Here is a 14,941-nt window from a genome sequence, read left to right on the forward strand (position 1 = left end):
CCCTTCCGGAGAGGGTGGTGCAAGCGACCCGGCCGCCCATATGCTGCGGCCCGAATCTCCCAGGGAGGCAAGGCCCCGTGGCCGAAACCCACCGCACGCGGCTCCTGATCATCGGCGCCGGCCCCGCCGGCTACACCGCCGCGATCTATGCCGCCCGCGCGGGGCTGGAGCCGATCCTGGTCGCCGGCCTCCAGCCCGGCGGCCAGCTCACCATCACCACGGACGTCGAGAACTATCCCGGCTTCGCCGCCGCGGTGCAGGGTCCCTGGCTGATGGACCAGATGCGCGCCCAGGCCGAACATGTCGGCACGCGCATCATCCAGGACGTGATCACCGGCGTCGACCTCACCGCCCGCCCGTTCCGCGCGGCCGGCGACTCAGGCGACAGCTACGAGGGCTCCGCCGTGGTGATCGCCACCGGTGCCCAGGCCCGCTGGCTCGGCATTCCCGGGGAGAAGGAGCTTTCCGGCTTCGGCGTCTCCGCTTGCGCGACCTGCGACGGCTTCTTCTTCCGCGGCCGGGACGTGGCCGTGATCGGCGGCGGCAACTCCGCCGTGGAGGAGGCCCTCTACCTCGCCGGCCTCGCGAAGACGGTGACCCTGATCCACCGCCGCGAGTCCTTGCGCGCCGAGCGGATCATGCAGGAGCGCCTCTTCGCCCATCCGAAGATCCGCATCATCTGGAACACCGTCGTGCAGGAAGCCCTTCCGACCGAGGGCAAGCTCCGCGCCCTGCGGGCCCTGAAGCTCCACGACCTGGAGGGCGGCGGCCATTACGAGCTGCCGGTGGACGGCATGTTCGTCGCCATCGGCCACGACCCCGCCACCGCCCTGTTCCGTGGGCAGGTCGAGACGGATGCGGAGGGCTACATCGTCACGGAGCCCGGCTCCACCCGCACCTCCGTGCCCGGCGTCTTCGCCGCCGGCGACGTGGCGGACCGCATCTACCGCCAGGCCGTCACCGCCGCCGGCACCGGCTGCATGGCGGCGCTCGACGCGGAGAAGTGGCTCGCCCACATTCCGGCGGACGCTCCCTCCCCGGCCGCCTACTCCGCCGCGGCCACGCCCGCCCAGATGCCACCCCAGGCGGCCGAGTAGAGGGATGCCGTTGGACTGGGACAAGCTCCGCGTCTTCCATGCGGTGGCCGAGGCCGGCTCCTTCACCCATGCCGGGGACACGCTGAACCTCAGCCAGTCCGCGGTTTCCCGCCAGATCCAAGCGCTGGAGGAGAGCCTGTCGGTCCCCCTCTTCCACCGCCACGCGCGCGGCCTGATCCTGACGGAGCAGGGCGAGACGCTGAACAAGACGGTGCGAGAGGTCTTCGCGAAGCTCGCGATGACCGAGGCACTGCTGACCGAGAGCCGGGAGCGCGCCGCCGGCCGGCTGAAGATCACGACCACGACGGGCTTCGGCGCCACCTGGCTGGCCCCGCGCCTCGCCCGCTTCCTGTCCCTCCACCCGGAGGTGACCGTCACCCTCCTGCTGGACGACACCGACCTCGACCTCGCGATGCGCGAGGCGGACCTCGCGATACGGATGCACCCGCCCCGTCAGCCCGATCTCATCCAGCGCCACATCGCGACCTTCGGCTGGAAGGTGGTGGGGTCGCCGGACTATCTGAAGTCGGCCGGCATCCCGCAGCGGGCCGAGGACCTGGATGCCCATCGGCTCGTCATCTACGGCGACTACCGGCCGCCGGTGGAGGACATCAACTGGCTGGCCGAGGCCGGCCGCCGCGCCAATGCGCCTCGCCGGGCCGCGGTGGAGGTGAACTCCCTGCCCGCCATGCTGCGTGCGGTCCGCTCCGGCCTCGGCCTCGCCGCGCTGCCGGACTACATGGGCGACGACATCGCCGACCTCGTCCCCGTCCTGACGGACCTCAAGACCCCCCGCATCGAGGCCTACTTCGTGTACCCGGAGGAGATGCGCCATTCGAAGCGCGTCTCCGTCTTCCGGGACTTTCTGATGTCCGAGCTCGCGGCCATCCAGGGGTGAACCCATTTCCGGTCATCGGAACCCTATGCGTTCTGGGCATGGCCGCTCGCGACTCTTGGCAGGTCGCGCATGCCGCACCGCGGCATAGCCTCCCTTTGTCCGGCACTTTCGAGTCGGACGGGGCCCTTGGGTCCCGCGTCTCCCAGACGTGAAGCCTCCCTGTATCACTTGGCCGCCGCCCTCGGGCTGGCGGCCTTCTTTTTGGGGCGGTTAGAGCCGGTAGACCTCTGCCGCGGTCCTGCCGAGCACCCGGTCTATCTCCGCCGCGGAAAGTCCGTGGAGCAACTCGAGCGACGCGGCCCGCCAAGGCCTGTAGCCGCCGGCCAAGTCCACGACCGGCCAGTCGCTGCCCCACATCAGGCGGTCTGCTCCGAAGGATTGGATGAGGTGCGCGGCATAGGGCCGCAGATCCTTCACCTCCCAATCCGTCGCCGCCTCCGTCACCAGTCCGGACAGCTTGCAGACAACGTTCCCGCAGCGCGCCAGCGTCGCCACCTCGCCGGCCCATGGCTCCATCCGCTTCGCCGCGATCTCCGGCTTGCCGCCATGGTCGAGCACGATCCGCAGCCCCGGATGCCGCCGCGCGATCTCCCGCACCGCGGGCAGGTGGATCGGCCGGACCAGTGCGTCGAAGACGAGGCCGCGGGCGGCCATCTCCTCCAGCGCCGGCTGCACCTCCGGCCGAAGGATCCACGCGGGGTCGGACAAGTCGTGCAGCATCGGCCGCAAGCCCTTCACGAGGGGCTCACCTGCCATCGCGCCGACCCGATCCGGTTGTTCCAGGGGCACCCAACCCACCACGCCCCGCACCAGCCCGCCCGACTCTCGCGCCGCGGACAGCATGAACTGCGTCTCCGCCTCGGTCGGCGCGGCCTGCACTAGCACGGTCGCAGTGATGTCGCCGAGCAGCGGCCGCAGGTCGGCGATGGCGTAATCCCGCCCGATCGGACTGTCCGGCCGCAGCCAGCCGTAATCCCCGCGCGAGACGGTCCAGACGTGGTGGTGGGAGTCGACCCGCATCAGCGCGGCACCTTCGCCGCCTCGGGGATCAGCCCCTCCGCCCGCAGCGACTGCCAGAGCGACGCCGGGATCGGCATCGCCATCAGCCAGGCATTCTCCCCCACCTCCGCCGCCGAGCGCCCACCGGGCACCACACAGGCCACCACCTCGGGCGCCGCGCAGAACTGCAGCGCCGCGGCCCGCATCGGCACGCCATGCGCATCGCACACCGCCGCGATCCGGTCCCGCCGCGCGAGCAGGTCCGGCGGCGCCGGCGCATAATCGAAGGTGGACCCGCCGGCCAGCAGCCCGGAATTGTAGGGGCCGCCGATGATGAGGCTCGCCCCCCGCGCCGCGCAGGCCGGCATCAACGCCTCCGCCGCTCCCTGCTCCAACAGCGAATACCGCCCGGCGATGAGGAAGAGGTCCGGGTCCGCCCGCTCCAGCGCCATCAGGCAGGGCTCCACCCGGTTCACACCCAGCCCCCAGGCGCGGATCACCCCCTGTTCCCGCAACCGGGTCAGGGTGACGGCGGCCCCGGCCATCGCCTCGTCGAAGCGGGCGCGCCAGTCCGGCCCGTGCGTGTCCTCTGCCGGGTCATGAATCAGCACCGCATCCACCCGCGGCAGGCCCAGGCGCTGCAGGCTGTGCTCCACGGACCGCAGCGCCGCATCGGCCGAGTAGTCGAAGCGCGCCCGGAAGCGCAGCCCGCCGACATAGCCGTGCTGCTCCCGCGGCGCGTCCTCGTCCGGGTCCAGCAGCCGCCCGACCTTCGTGGAGATCGCGAACTCCCCGCGCGGCCGCGCACGCAGGGCACGCCCGATCCGGTGCTCCGACAGCCCGAGCCCGTAGAGCGGGGCCGTGTCGAAGAAGCGGATGCCGGACTCCCAGGCCGCCTCGATCGCCGCATCCGCCGCCGCCTCGGAAATCGGGGCGAAGAGGTTGCCCAACGGCGCACCGCCCAACCCCAGCGGCCCGGGCGGCCTCCAGCGGCTCACCGCACCACGCCCTTCGTCAGGATGATGTTGCCGTAGAGGCGCCGCTCCCCCGTCGCGACCACCGCGAAGGCCGATCGCGCCGCGGCGTAGAACGCATCCCGCTGCAAACGCGCCGGCGGGGCCCCGCCGGTCTGCTCAAGCAAGCGCGTGAACTCCGCGACGGCCTCTGGCACGGCTTGTGGATCGCCCACGACCTCCATCACCGCGGCCGGGTCCGGCTCGAAGTCGTCCAGCGGGAGGACGGAGAGCACCGCCCGCAGCGCCGCCCCGGCATCCGCCCCGGCCAGGGGGATCAGCCGCCGCGCATTCGCCGCCGCCGGGAAGTTGGCGTCCACGATGGCGATCCGGTCCCCGTGCCCCGCGCTGGCCAGCGCGTGCAGCAGGTCCGGTGTCAGCAGCGGATCGAGTCCCAGCAGCACGGCGTCCCCCCGGAATCCCCTTCCGGAGAGATCAGCACGTCCCGGCCCGGGCGCGCGAGCCCCCAGGCCGCCGGGTCACTCGACCGTCACGCTCTTCGCGAGGTTCCGCGGCTGGTCCACATCCGTCCCGCGCAGGACCGCCACATGGTAGGCCAGCAGCTGCACCGCGACGGCGTAGAGGATCGGCGTCGAGAACTGCCCGACCCGCGGCAGCTCGATCACCTGCTCGGCGAAGCGGGATAGATGCGGGATGCCGTCCCGGTCGGTGAAGGCGATGATCCGCCCACCCCGCGCCGCCGCCTCCTGCAGGTTGCTCAGCGTCTTCTCGAACAACCCGCCCGTGGGACAGAGCGCGATGACCGGCACCGAGGGGTCGATCAGCGCAATGGGACCGTGCTTCATCTCGCCGGCGGCGTAGCCCTCGGCGTGAATGTAGCTGATCTCCTTCAGCTTCAGCGCCCCCTCCTGCGCGATGGGGTAGAGCGCCCCGCGCCCGAGGAACAGCACGTCCCGCGCCGTGCTGATCGAGGCCGCGACACGCTGGACCTCCTCGTCCTTCTCGAGGATCAGCGCGGCATTCCCCGGCACCTCCAGCAGGGCCGCCGTCAGCCGCTGCTCGTCGGTCAGGGACAGGTGCCCCCGCGCCCGCCCCATCCCCACCGCCAGGCAGGCCATGACCGCGAGCTGCGCGGTGAAGGCCTTGGTCGAGGCGACGCCGATCTCCGGCCCCGCGACGGTCAGCACGCTGCTGTCGCTCTCCCGCGCCATGCTGCTCTCCGGCACGTTCACGACCGAGAGGATGCGTTGCCCGCCCTCTTTGAGCAGCCGCAGCGCCGCCAGCGTGTCCGCCGTCTCGCCGGACTGGCTGACCAGGATAGCGGCACCATCGGGCTCCAGGGGCGGGTCGCGGTAGCGCAGCTCGCTAGAGACATCGATGTCCACCGGCAGCCGCGCCAGCCGCTCCAGCCAGTAGCGCCCGACATGCCCCGCGAGGAACGCCGATCCGCAGGCCGAGATGGTCAGCCGCGGCACGCTCGCGGGGTCGAAGGGCAGCGGCGGCATCCGCACCGCCAGCGTCGCGGGATCGAGGAACTGGCGCAGGGTGTCGCCGAGCACCATGGGGTGCTCGTGCAGCTCCTTCTCCATGAAGTGGCGGTAGTTGCCGCGGCCGGTGGCGGCGCCGGTGAACTGGGTCAGCCGCACCGCGCGCTGAACCCGGGCGTTGTGGCCGTCATGGAAGGCCGCTCCGTCAGGCGTCACGATCGCCCAGTCGCCCTCCTCCAGATAGGCCACCCGGCGCGTCAGGGGCGCGAGGGCCAGCGCGTCCGATCCGACGAACATCTCGCCCTCCCCGAAACCGACCGCCAGCGGCGAACCGCGCCGCGCCGTGATGATCCGCTCGCCATGCTCGGCGAAGATCATCGCCAGCCCGAAGGCCCCGCGCAGCCGCGGCAGGGTTTCGACCACCGCCTTCTCCGGCGAGGCGCCTCGTGCGAGATGCAGGTCCAGAAGCTGCGCGACCGTCTCGGTGTCGGTCTCCGTGTGGAAGGACTGCCCCTCCGCCTCCAGCTCCGCCCGCAGTTCCGCGTGGTTCTCGATGATGCCGTTGTGCACCACCGAGACGCGGGCCGTGCCGTGCGGATGGGCGTTGCGCTCGGTCGGTGCGCCGTGCGTGGCCCAGCGCGTGTGGCCGATCCCCGTACGCCCGGGCAGCGGGTCTCGCGCCAGCGCGCCCGCAAGGTTGCTCAGCTTGCCCTCGGCGCGACGACGCTCGATCCGGCCGTTCACCAGCGTCGCGACACCCGCGCTGTCATAGCCGCGGTATTCCAGCCGCCGCAGCCCTTCGACCAGCAGCGGCGCGGCCTCGCCCTGCCCCACCACGCCCACGATCCCGCACATCGCCCCGCCTCCTCTCGCCCCGCTCAGTCCACGCGCGCCGCCACAGACCGGATGATCCCGGTCAGCCGTGCCAGGGAGTCCGCCACGCGGCTCTCATCCTCCCCCTCCACCATCACGCGGATCAGCGGCTCCGTGCCGCTGGCCCGGATGAGCACGCGGCCGGTTCGCCCGAAGGCCGCTTCCTCCGCCGCGATCGCCTCCCGGACTTCGGAGTCCTCCAGCGGGGAGAGGCCGGTGACGCGCACGCTCCCCAGGCGCTGAGGCACGGGTTCGAAGCGGCGGCAGGTCTCGCTCGCCTTGCGGCCGCCCACCACCACCGCCGCCAGCACCTGCAGCGCCGCTGCCAACCCGTCCCCTGTCGTGCCGAAATCGGACAGGATCAGGTGCCCCGACTGCTCGCCGCCGAGGTTGCAGCCGTGCGCCCGCATCGCCTCGCCGACGTAGCGGTCGCCCACCTTCGTCCGGTGCAGCGTGAGTCCCTGCGCGGCTAGGTGCCGCTCCAGCCCCATGTTGCTCATGACGGTGGCGACCACGCCGCCGCCCCGCAGCCGGTCGGAGGCGCGCCAGGAATCCGCGATGAGCGCGAGGATCTGGTCCCCGTCCACGACCTCTCCCGTCTCGTCGCAGAGAAGAAGCCGGTCCGCGTCGCCATCCAGGGCGATGCCGATGTCGGCCCGCCGCTCCCGCACCATCGCGGCCAGCGCGGCCGGAGCGGTGGAGCCGCAGCCCTTGTTGATGTTCACGCCGTCCGGTGCCACGCCGATCGGCACGACCTCGGCGCCCAACTCCCACAGCACCGTCGGCGCAACCTTGTAGGCGGCCCCGTGCGCGCAGTCGACGACGACCCGTAGCCCGGACAGGGTCAGCCCCCGGGGAAAGCCGTTCTTCACCGCCTCGATATAACGCCCCGGTGCGTCTTCCAGCCGCGAGGCGCGCCCGAGCAGCGCCGGTGCCGCCAACCCTGTCGAGAGGTCGGCGGCCATCAGTGCCTCGATCGCGTTCTCCTGCGCGTCCGACAGCTTCAGCCCGTCCGGCCCGAAGAGCTTGATCCCGTTATCCTCGAAGCCGTTGTGTGAGGCGGAGATCATCACGCCGAGATCCGCCCGCAGGGAGCGCGTCAGCAGCGCGATGGCGGGCGTCGGCAACGGCCCGACGATCACCACGTCCATCCCCGCGCCGACGAAGCCCGCCGTTAACGCCGGCTCCAGCATGTAGCCCGAGAGGCGCGTGTCCTTGCCGATCACCACGCGGTGGCGGTGCCCGCCGCGGTTGAAGAAGCGCCCCGCCGCCTGGCCGAGCCGCAGCGCCGTCACCGCGTCCATCGGCGCACGATTGGCCACCCCCCGGATGCCGTCCGTGCCGAACAGGCGCTTCGCGGACGGGTCGAGATCCGGGGAGAAGTTCAGGGGCAGCGGGGCTTCCGGCATGAGGGATCCTATCGGGAATCAGGGAGCGTCACCCGCCACCATCCTGGCGGCGCGGGTGGGACGAAGGCTGGGGTTGTTGCGGACGAAGACGTGATGGTTCAGCCGGCGCAGCGTGACGAACACCGCCGCCACCGCTCCGAGCGCCGTGCCGAGCGACGCGAGGAAGTAGCCATACCCGTAGAGCCACTCGCCCATGGGCAGCAGCACCGCCGGGACGGCAGCGTTCAAGAGCAGGAACCCGCCCGCGACCAGAAGCTGCGACCGACGCACGTCGAGATAGGCGAGCACGATCATCAGCCCGAGCACCAGCGTGTGGAACAGCGCGCCGAGCACGCCCAGCCGAAAGATCGGATACTGGGCCGCGCTGACGACCCCCAAAGCCTCCAGCGCGGGCCCCATCAGGATAACGACCGCGGCCACGAGCGATTGCAGCAGCAGCAGGGACACGCCGCTGGACACCACCCCGTCCACCAACGCGCGTCGCGACCGCTCGATCCGCGACAGGCTCGCACCGCCGAGCAGGTCGTCGAAGTAGAGGCGGTAGAGAAGGAAGAACTCCGTCTCGACCGACACGAAGAAGAGGGCGATCCCTGGAACCATGGTGAGATAGGCGAGGAACATGGCCCCGTCATAATCCGGGAAGTCGTGCAGCCCGCTCGGCAGCACCTCGGCCCAGGGGGAGAGCCACATCACCCACTTATCCGCCCAGGGCGCCGCCGCGGAGACAAGGCCGATGAATGCCAGGTCGGGGAACCGCCGCGCTTCATTCCAGGTCGCGCGCCAGGCGGTCGGCACCCAGGGAAATTCCAGCAGCAGGCGGCCGCCGCCGACGAAGACGATCACCGTCGCGCCGAGCGTGAACGCTGAGAGCGGCGCGGCCGCGCCCAGCATCTTCCCGGCCACGGCTCCGACCGCCGCCACACCCATACCAAGGGCCACCGCGCCGAGCGCGAGCCGGTGGTCCTTGAGCACGGAGAGAAAGGTCACCACCGTCCAGAGCCCGACAAGGGACGCATAGTTCGCGACGGCCGCGGCCGACAGCGCCGGCGGAAGCTCTGCGATGAGCCACCAGAAGACCACGGCCGGGGGAAGCTGGAGGATCAGCGCTCCCGTGAGCGCATGGAGGAAGAGCCCGCCGAGGCTCTCCACCCGTTCCGCGAAGATGCGGTCCGCCGCGATGCGCGATGCCACCATCGCGAAGGGCGAGGTCAGCACGAGCGAGAAGCAGAAGTTGTAGGAGAGGATCGTGCGGAAATCCGCGCCGATCTCGGCCGCATCCAACCCGACCCGGCTCCACCACTCCACGGCCAGGATCGCCGCAACCGTCAGCAGCCAGGGGCCCGAAGTGACTGCGACCGCCGCGGCATAGGCCTGCGCACCGCCCGAGAGGTCATCGCGCCGGGCCAGTCGTCGCAGGACAAATCCGATGCCCGCCATGCTACGCCGCTCCGCGCGCCGTCGGGGAAGAACCCGGCCGGTCCGGCTTGCCCAGCGCGTCGGCATAGAGCCGGGCATAGGCCGCGTCGCAGTCGGACTTGAGGAAGCGCGCGCGAATGCGGGCCTGCATCGCCGCCGCCGCCCGGGCGCGGCGCTCGGGATCGAGCAGCAGCGCCGCCACGGCCTCCGCGACCGCCGCGGGGTCGGCAACGGGGGTGACCGCGCCGCCCGGCCCGATCCCGTCCGGCTCGGTCGGATCGCCCTCGATCATCTCGCGGCAGGCGCCGACATCCGTGGCCACGCAGGGCACGCCCGCCGCGCCCGCCTCCAGAATGGTCAAGGGCTGCGCCTCGCTGATGGAGGTCAGCACGTGCACGTCGATCTTTCCCAGCCACTCCGTCACCGCCACTCGTCCCCGGAAATGCACCGTGCCGGCCAGGCCCAGTTCCTGGACCAGCAGCCCGCATTCCCGCGCATAGACCGGGTCCTCCTCCTGCGGGCCGAGGATCTCGACCTGCACCTCCGGCACCCGCTGCACGAGGATTCCGGCGGCCCGGATGAAGGTCTTGATATCCTTGATGGGAACCACGCGGCCGATCAGGGCGACGGTCGGCGCGCGGCCCTCATCCTCACGCGGGATCGCCGCGTAGCGTGCGGCGTCGATGCCGTTCGGGATGATCCGGAGCCGCGCCGGATCGGCCCCGTCCCGCTTCTGCAGGAACTGGTTGCCGCGATAAAGCGTGATGATCGGATCGGCCGCCGCATAGGTCAGCCGTGCATAGCCCTCGAACGCCGCAATCCAGATGTCCCGAAGGTCGCGCGCCGTCTTCTCCGGCATGAGGCCCCGCTCGGGACCGCGGTGCAGCCAGTCGGCCATCGCGATCTCGATCCGCCGCTCATTCGTGTAGATGCCGTGCTCGCTGAGAATGAGCGGGCGCCGGGCCGCGACCGCCAGCCGGGCCGCCAGCAGTCCCGCGAAGCCGGTGGACACCGCGTGGTAGCAGCGCGCCGGAACCGGCGGCATGAGAAGGCTTCCCACCACGCCGTTCAGCAAGGCCCGCCACGACCAGAAGAAGTCGAGGAACGACGCGTCCGGCACCGAGCGCCCGTACGCCGCACTCATCACCTCGAAGGCGGCCGGGCTGTCGAGCAGCGCAAGTCGCCCCAGCTTCCCGCGCGCTCCGGCCCGGAATTCCTCGAACGTGGAGAGATCGTCCAGGCCCGCCGTCCCGGCCGCCAGGCGCTGCAGGAGCGCCAGCAGGCGGGATGGCAGCCGTATCGCACGCCCGAGCGGCGGCGCCTGCAGGGGCAGGTCATGGACGTTCCGGACGTTCGCCGGCACCTCGTAGCGCCGCTTGCGCGGCCGCTCGTCCGGCACCATCGCGATGATGTCGAAGGTCAGGTCGGGATGCGCGCGCAGAAGATCGTGCACCCAGGACGACACGCCACCGGCGACGTAAGGATAGGTCCCCTCCAGCACGAGCCCGACATCGGCCGGGGGCTCCGCATCGCGCACGGTCATGCGGCCCTCGCGGGAGACCAGAACTCGAGGCTGCTCGCGACAGGAAAGCCGGCCTCGGACGCGGATCGCACAACGTCACCCTGCGTGGCCATCAGGCCGACGAGCGCGTCGAGCCGGCCGGCCCGGTAGAGGCACTCCGCGAGCCAGCCGAGGATCGCAGGGGTGACCAGCCCACGCTTCAGCGCGGCGCCGAGCGCCTCGATCGCCTCCTCCATCCGTCCGGTCTGCATCAGGTCGCGCCCGAGCGCCGCGTGCGCGCCCGCATCCTCCGGGAAGAGCGCGAGATGCGCTCGATAGATCTCCACCGCCTCCGCCCTCGCCGTGGCGGCGCGGCCCGGATCCAGCAGCCCGCTGTTCGCGCCGTCATCCAGATGCCGGGCCAGCTCGAGTCCGCCACCCGCCTCGCGCAGCGCGGCGGTGCGCGCTTCCAGCCGCGCCTCGGCCAGCGAGAGGCCCGCCGCGGCCTGCGCCCGCAGCCCGGGGGTGGGATGGCTCAGCGCCTCTCGCAACAGCGGGGCGAAGGCCGGCCGGAACTCCCGCGCCATCAGCGCGACCACCCGTTCCTGCTGCACGGCGCTGCCCCAGCGCAGCACGTCGCTGAACGAGGTCACGCCCGCCGCCGTCGCGGCGTCGCCGACCGCCTCCAGCTCCGAGACTTGCGCCTCCAGCGGATCGGAGTCGATCCGCGGAAACAGGTGCTCACGCAGGTCCGTGCGTCCGGTCCCGTACCGCAGCAGGGGTGCCGCGGCTTGGGCGACGATCCCCGTGGCCGCCGCGACCGGCCCGAGCGCCGGCAGCAGCGGAAGCAGAAGGCGCATCAGCGCGGCCGAGACACCCTGGGCGTCCCGCGCTCGCCACAGCACCAGGGGCGGTAGAGCGCAAGCCAGGGCGTGCAGGGCCACACCGGCCCACAACGCGCCGTGCCAGGCGAGCAGCGCCGCGGCGCCCTCCAGCCCTGCCACGGACGGGACCGCCAGCCGCGCGGGCCACCGCGATGCGGAATCGGTGAACCTCATGCCGCCCGCCGCGTGGCATGGCTCTCAGCAACGCTGGCCGGGGTCCCGTTCCGTGCGACGTCCTGCCGATCCGTCTGCAGGCTACGCAGCAGCCGATCGAGGGTTCGCCGGGGCCCCTCTGGGGTTGGTGCAACATAGGGGCGAATGATGACGGGCTGCGCGATCGCGGGCGTTGCGGCCGGTGCCGGCATGGCGTCGCGCGATGCCTCCGTCCGCTGTTCCCCTACCACGACCGGCCTTGTCCGGCGCGCTTCGACGGGCAATGCGGAAGGCACCACCGCCTCTCGCCCCTCGTGCAGCATCACGCAGGAGAGCGAGAGCGCTGGCGCGAGACCCGGCAGTTCCGCGTGGATCTCTCGCGCCACGCGATCGAGCAAGAGCCGCGCCCCCACCGGTCCGGTCCCGGGCAGTAGCGCGCTGTAGCGCCGCCCGCCCGCGCTCGCCTGCAGCAGCATGTCGGATTGGCGGAACTGCCGCTCCAGCAACACCCGAAGCGCTGCCTCATCCTCGATCCGGCCGGCCGTCAGCTCCACGCTGAACAAGGAGAGGTCAAAGCCCAGCCGCTCCGCCAAGGTGGTCATGAAGGCGACCATCCGCTCCGCCTGATGCACCGAGACGAGACGCCCGGAATCCACGCGGAAGCGCTCCCGTTCCGCCGCCGACAGCGCCTCCGCATTCGCGAGGGCCGTCCCGACCCAATCGCAGACCGCACGGAAGTTGGCGACGGTGTCGAGGTGGAGCCGGGCGAAGCCGATCTCCTCGATCTTCAGAATGCCGAGCACCGCGCCATCGGCGCCCGAGATCACAGGCCCGGCGAGCACGCCCTGCCCGTTCAGCGCCGCGCGATCCTCCGTCCGGTTGGCGACCAGCACCGCCCGCTGTCCCACCACGGCGTCGAACAGCGGGCCGTAGGCGATCTCCGCGGCCGGCGCGCCGCCGGCGGACCAGCCCTCGCTCGCGGCCAGCCGGAGCACGTCCCCCTGCAGCAGGTAGAAGGAGCAGCGCGCGCACTCCGTCGCGGCGCGCAGCAGGGGCGGCGCGCCGCGCAGCACGCCGGACACGTCCGGGCCCAGCCCGCGCGCCGCCTCGGTGATCGACGATGCCGTGCGGAGCTGTCCCGCCACCTTCCCCTCCAGCACGGAGAGCGCGCCCGACAGCCGCGTGTTCGTCTCAACCATGCTCACGAGCTCGGCGTGGCCACGTCGCGCCGCCTCCTCCGCCCGCACGGCGCGTGCCCGCAGGCGGTCCGATAGCCCACCCACGACGAGCGCGAGGCCGAGCCAGAGCAGCGGGTTCGTCGCCAGCGCGCGCAGGTGCGCCGCGGCATCCTCGCCGAAGCCCATCTCCGGCCAGGCGCCGAGGTAGCGCGCGGCCGCCGCCATCAGCGCGAGCACCGCCCCCGGTCCCATGCCGTATTGCGCGGCCACCAGCAGCACCGGCAGCCCGAAGGGATGCGGATTCACGCCGGCGAAGCGCGTGCCGCCCGTCACGGCGTCCATCGCCAGCAGCGCGAGCAGCATCGCCCCGCCCTCGATGACCGCGCGGACTGCCGGGCGGCCAAGCGCCGACGCGCCCGCGGGATGCAGGAACCGTCTCATCCGATCACCGCCCTCTCATGCCCAGGCGCCACAGGAGAAAGGCGCCGATCCGCCACACCGACTGGCTCTGCCGCGCGAGCGACGGCCCCACGCCCGTCTCCAGCCCGAAGGAGAGCGGCTCGCCGGGCGTTTCCGCCCGCGCGTAGCGCAGCGTCCCGATCGGGCCTCGCCCGCCGAAGCGGTCCACCGCGTAACCGCCGGTCGCCGTCAGCAAGCCCGGACCGACCGGCCCCTCGGCCGTCGCCGTCAACGCGTGGACCTCGCGCTCCCGCACGTCCAGCAGCGGCCGGGACCGCGCCTCCACGTCGGACAGGTACTCGGCCGCGAAGCGGTAGCTGAGCCGCGCGTTCCACGCCTCCAGCTGATCGCCCAGCGGCAGGGTCCAGGTGAGCGCCGCGTTTACCGTTGGCCCGCTCGACAGGTCCGACCGTCCCGGTACGCCGTAGCGTGCGAAGCCCAGCCCCGCCTGCCCCACCAGCCCCTCGGCCAGTCGCGCCTCGTGCTGCAGGGCGACCGCGTCGCGCCGGGCGTTGTTCTGCAGCGCGGTCAGGGATTCCCAATAGGGCCGGCGATAGTCACCGGACAGGGTGGTCTGTCCCGCGAACCACTGCCAGTTGTGCTGCACGAAGGCCCCGGGGCCGCCTTCCGCGGCGAAGAGCCCGGCGCGCGTCACCGCGCCACCGCCGCCGCCCCACTCGCGCGAGACGCCGATCTCGCCGCGCGTGCGCGTCACGGAGAGCGGACCGCCGGTGAGCCCGTCCTGGCGCGCGACGTTGCGCGCCGCGCCGCGCTGCGTCTCCACGGAGGCGTCCAGCGCCCAGTCCGGCACGAGCGGCGCGGCGGCGCGCAGCTGCACGCCCTGCGTCCGCTCGCCGCGCGGCGCAAAGGACGCGTAGGAATCGACGTTCAACCGCGGCCCACGATTCATCGCGAGCGCGCGCCTCGCGCGGGCCACCTCCGCCGCGCCGGGATCCGCTTCCAGCACCGCGTCGTAGAGGCTCAGGCCCCTGCGCCAGTCGCCCGATCGGCCCTCCAGTTCCGCGAGCGCGACGGACAGGTCCACGTCGCCCGGCTGCTCCGCGAGGGCGCGGCCCAGCCTGTCCCGGGCCTGGCCGGTGCGACCCTGTCGCGCGGCCGCTTGCGCCTCCAGGATGAGCAGCCGCCGCTGCTCCCAGGGTTCCGAGGCAGTCAACATCTGGGAGCGCGTCGTGAGGACGAGCGCGGCGTTCGAGCCGCGCTTGATCGCGGCCTCGACCGGCTCGCTCAGACGAAACCGGACCGCGCCGTCGCCGATCGTGACGCCCTCCACCAATCCGCCGGTGGCGGATAGCCGCTGCGCATCGGACCGCGAGAGCGGCCCGCGCAGGATCAGCAGCACCTCGCGCCCGCCGGCCTGCACCTCGACGGATTCGGGCTGCGTCGCACCGAGCAAGACGTGCAGCACGGCCGCGTGTGCCGGCCCCGGCGAGAGGAGGCCGGCGACGAGCAGCGCCGCAGCCGCGAGAAGAGGCTCGGCCCGGCGCATCACGGCCGATCCGTGATGCCGTCCCGCACCGCCGGAAGGCGAACCGCCGCGGTGAACATCATAACCGATCGGTTCATGAGTCTCTCGCGCGGTTGCGGCGTCGTCC

General features: G+C 72.2%; 12 protein-coding genes. 2 read left to right on the forward strand and 10 right to left on the reverse strand.

Going from position 1 to position 14,941, the window contains the following annotated elements; all coding sequences use genetic code 11:
- Positions 1 to 77: 77 nt before the first annotated feature.
- A complete protein-coding gene (gene trxB, locus ACP6CK_RS07435) occupies positions 78 to 1,097 on the forward strand; it encodes a thioredoxin-disulfide reductase (RefSeq protein WP_426958247.1) in 1,020 nt (339 codons plus the stop codon).
- A gap of 4 nt (positions 1,098 to 1,101) precedes the next feature.
- Complete coding sequence (locus ACP6CK_RS07440; protein ID WP_426958248.1) at positions 1,102 to 1,995, forward strand: LysR family transcriptional regulator; 894 nt, start codon at positions 1,102 to 1,104, stop codon at positions 1,993 to 1,995.
- Positions 1,996 to 2,205: 210 nt separating this feature from the next.
- On the opposite strand, the gene ACP6CK_RS07445 is transcribed toward ACP6CK_RS07440, so the two are convergent.
- From ACP6CK_RS07445 to ACP6CK_RS07490, 10 genes are all read right to left on the reverse strand, one after another.
- On the reverse strand, positions 2,206 to 3,015 hold the full coding sequence (locus ACP6CK_RS07445; RefSeq protein WP_426958249.1) for an amidohydrolase family protein: 810 nt from the start codon (positions 3,013 to 3,015) through the stop codon (positions 2,206 to 2,208).
- Positions 3,015 to 3,992, reverse strand: a complete 978-nt coding sequence (locus tag ACP6CK_RS07450; RefSeq protein ID WP_426958250.1) for an aldo/keto reductase — start codon at positions 3,990 to 3,992, stop codon at positions 3,015 to 3,017. The genes ACP6CK_RS07445 and ACP6CK_RS07450 overlap by 1 nt, the downstream gene beginning before the upstream one ends.
- Entirely contained in the window at positions 3,989 to 4,411 is a 423-nt protein-coding gene (locus tag ACP6CK_RS07455; protein WP_426958251.1) for an RbsD/FucU family protein, read from the reverse strand. Before ACP6CK_RS07455 ends, ACP6CK_RS07450 begins: the two co-directional genes overlap by 4 nt.
- Before the next feature lie 75 nt (positions 4,412 to 4,486).
- Positions 4,487 to 6,310: a glutamine--fructose-6-phosphate transaminase (isomerizing) gene (gene glmS / locus ACP6CK_RS07460; RefSeq protein ID WP_426958252.1), complete on the reverse strand. Its 1,824-nt coding sequence runs from the start codon at positions 6,308 to 6,310 to the stop codon at positions 4,487 to 4,489.
- A 23-nt stretch (positions 6,311 to 6,333) separates the two neighbouring features.
- Positions 6,334 to 7,737, reverse strand: coding sequence for a phosphoglucosamine mutase (glmM, locus tag ACP6CK_RS07465; RefSeq protein WP_426958253.1), 1,404 nt, complete (start codon positions 7,735 to 7,737; stop codon positions 6,334 to 6,336).
- A gap of 18 nt (positions 7,738 to 7,755) precedes the next feature.
- Positions 7,756 to 9,174, reverse strand: a complete 1,419-nt coding sequence (pelG, locus tag ACP6CK_RS07470) for an exopolysaccharide Pel transporter PelG (protein ID WP_426958254.1) — start codon at positions 9,172 to 9,174, stop codon at positions 7,756 to 7,758.
- Between the two features lies 1 nt (position 9,175).
- A complete protein-coding gene (pelF, locus tag ACP6CK_RS07475) occupies positions 9,176 to 10,696 on the reverse strand; it encodes a GT4 family glycosyltransferase PelF (RefSeq protein ID WP_426958255.1) in 1,521 nt (506 codons plus the stop codon).
- Positions 10,693 to 11,712 (reverse strand): tetratricopeptide repeat protein, encoded by a 1,020-nt coding sequence (locus tag ACP6CK_RS07480; protein WP_426958256.1) that lies wholly within the window; start codon positions 11,710 to 11,712, stop codon positions 10,693 to 10,695. Before ACP6CK_RS07480 ends, pelF begins: the two co-directional genes overlap by 4 nt.
- On the reverse strand, positions 11,709 to 13,310 hold the full coding sequence (locus ACP6CK_RS07485; protein ID WP_426958257.1) for a GAF domain-containing protein: 1,602 nt from the start codon (positions 13,308 to 13,310) through the stop codon (positions 11,709 to 11,711). The genes ACP6CK_RS07480 and ACP6CK_RS07485 overlap by 4 nt, the downstream gene beginning before the upstream one ends.
- A 4-nt stretch (positions 13,311 to 13,314) precedes the next feature.
- Entirely contained in the window at positions 13,315 to 14,835 is a 1,521-nt protein-coding gene (locus ACP6CK_RS07490) for a tetratricopeptide repeat protein (RefSeq protein WP_426958258.1), read from the reverse strand.
- Positions 14,836 to 14,941: the final 106 nt, after the last annotated feature.

It is taken from the genome of Muricoccus radiodurans, from assembly GCF_050154705.1.
GTDB classification, from domain to species: domain Bacteria; phylum Pseudomonadota; class Alphaproteobacteria; order Acetobacterales; family Acetobacteraceae; genus Roseomonas; species Roseomonas radiodurans.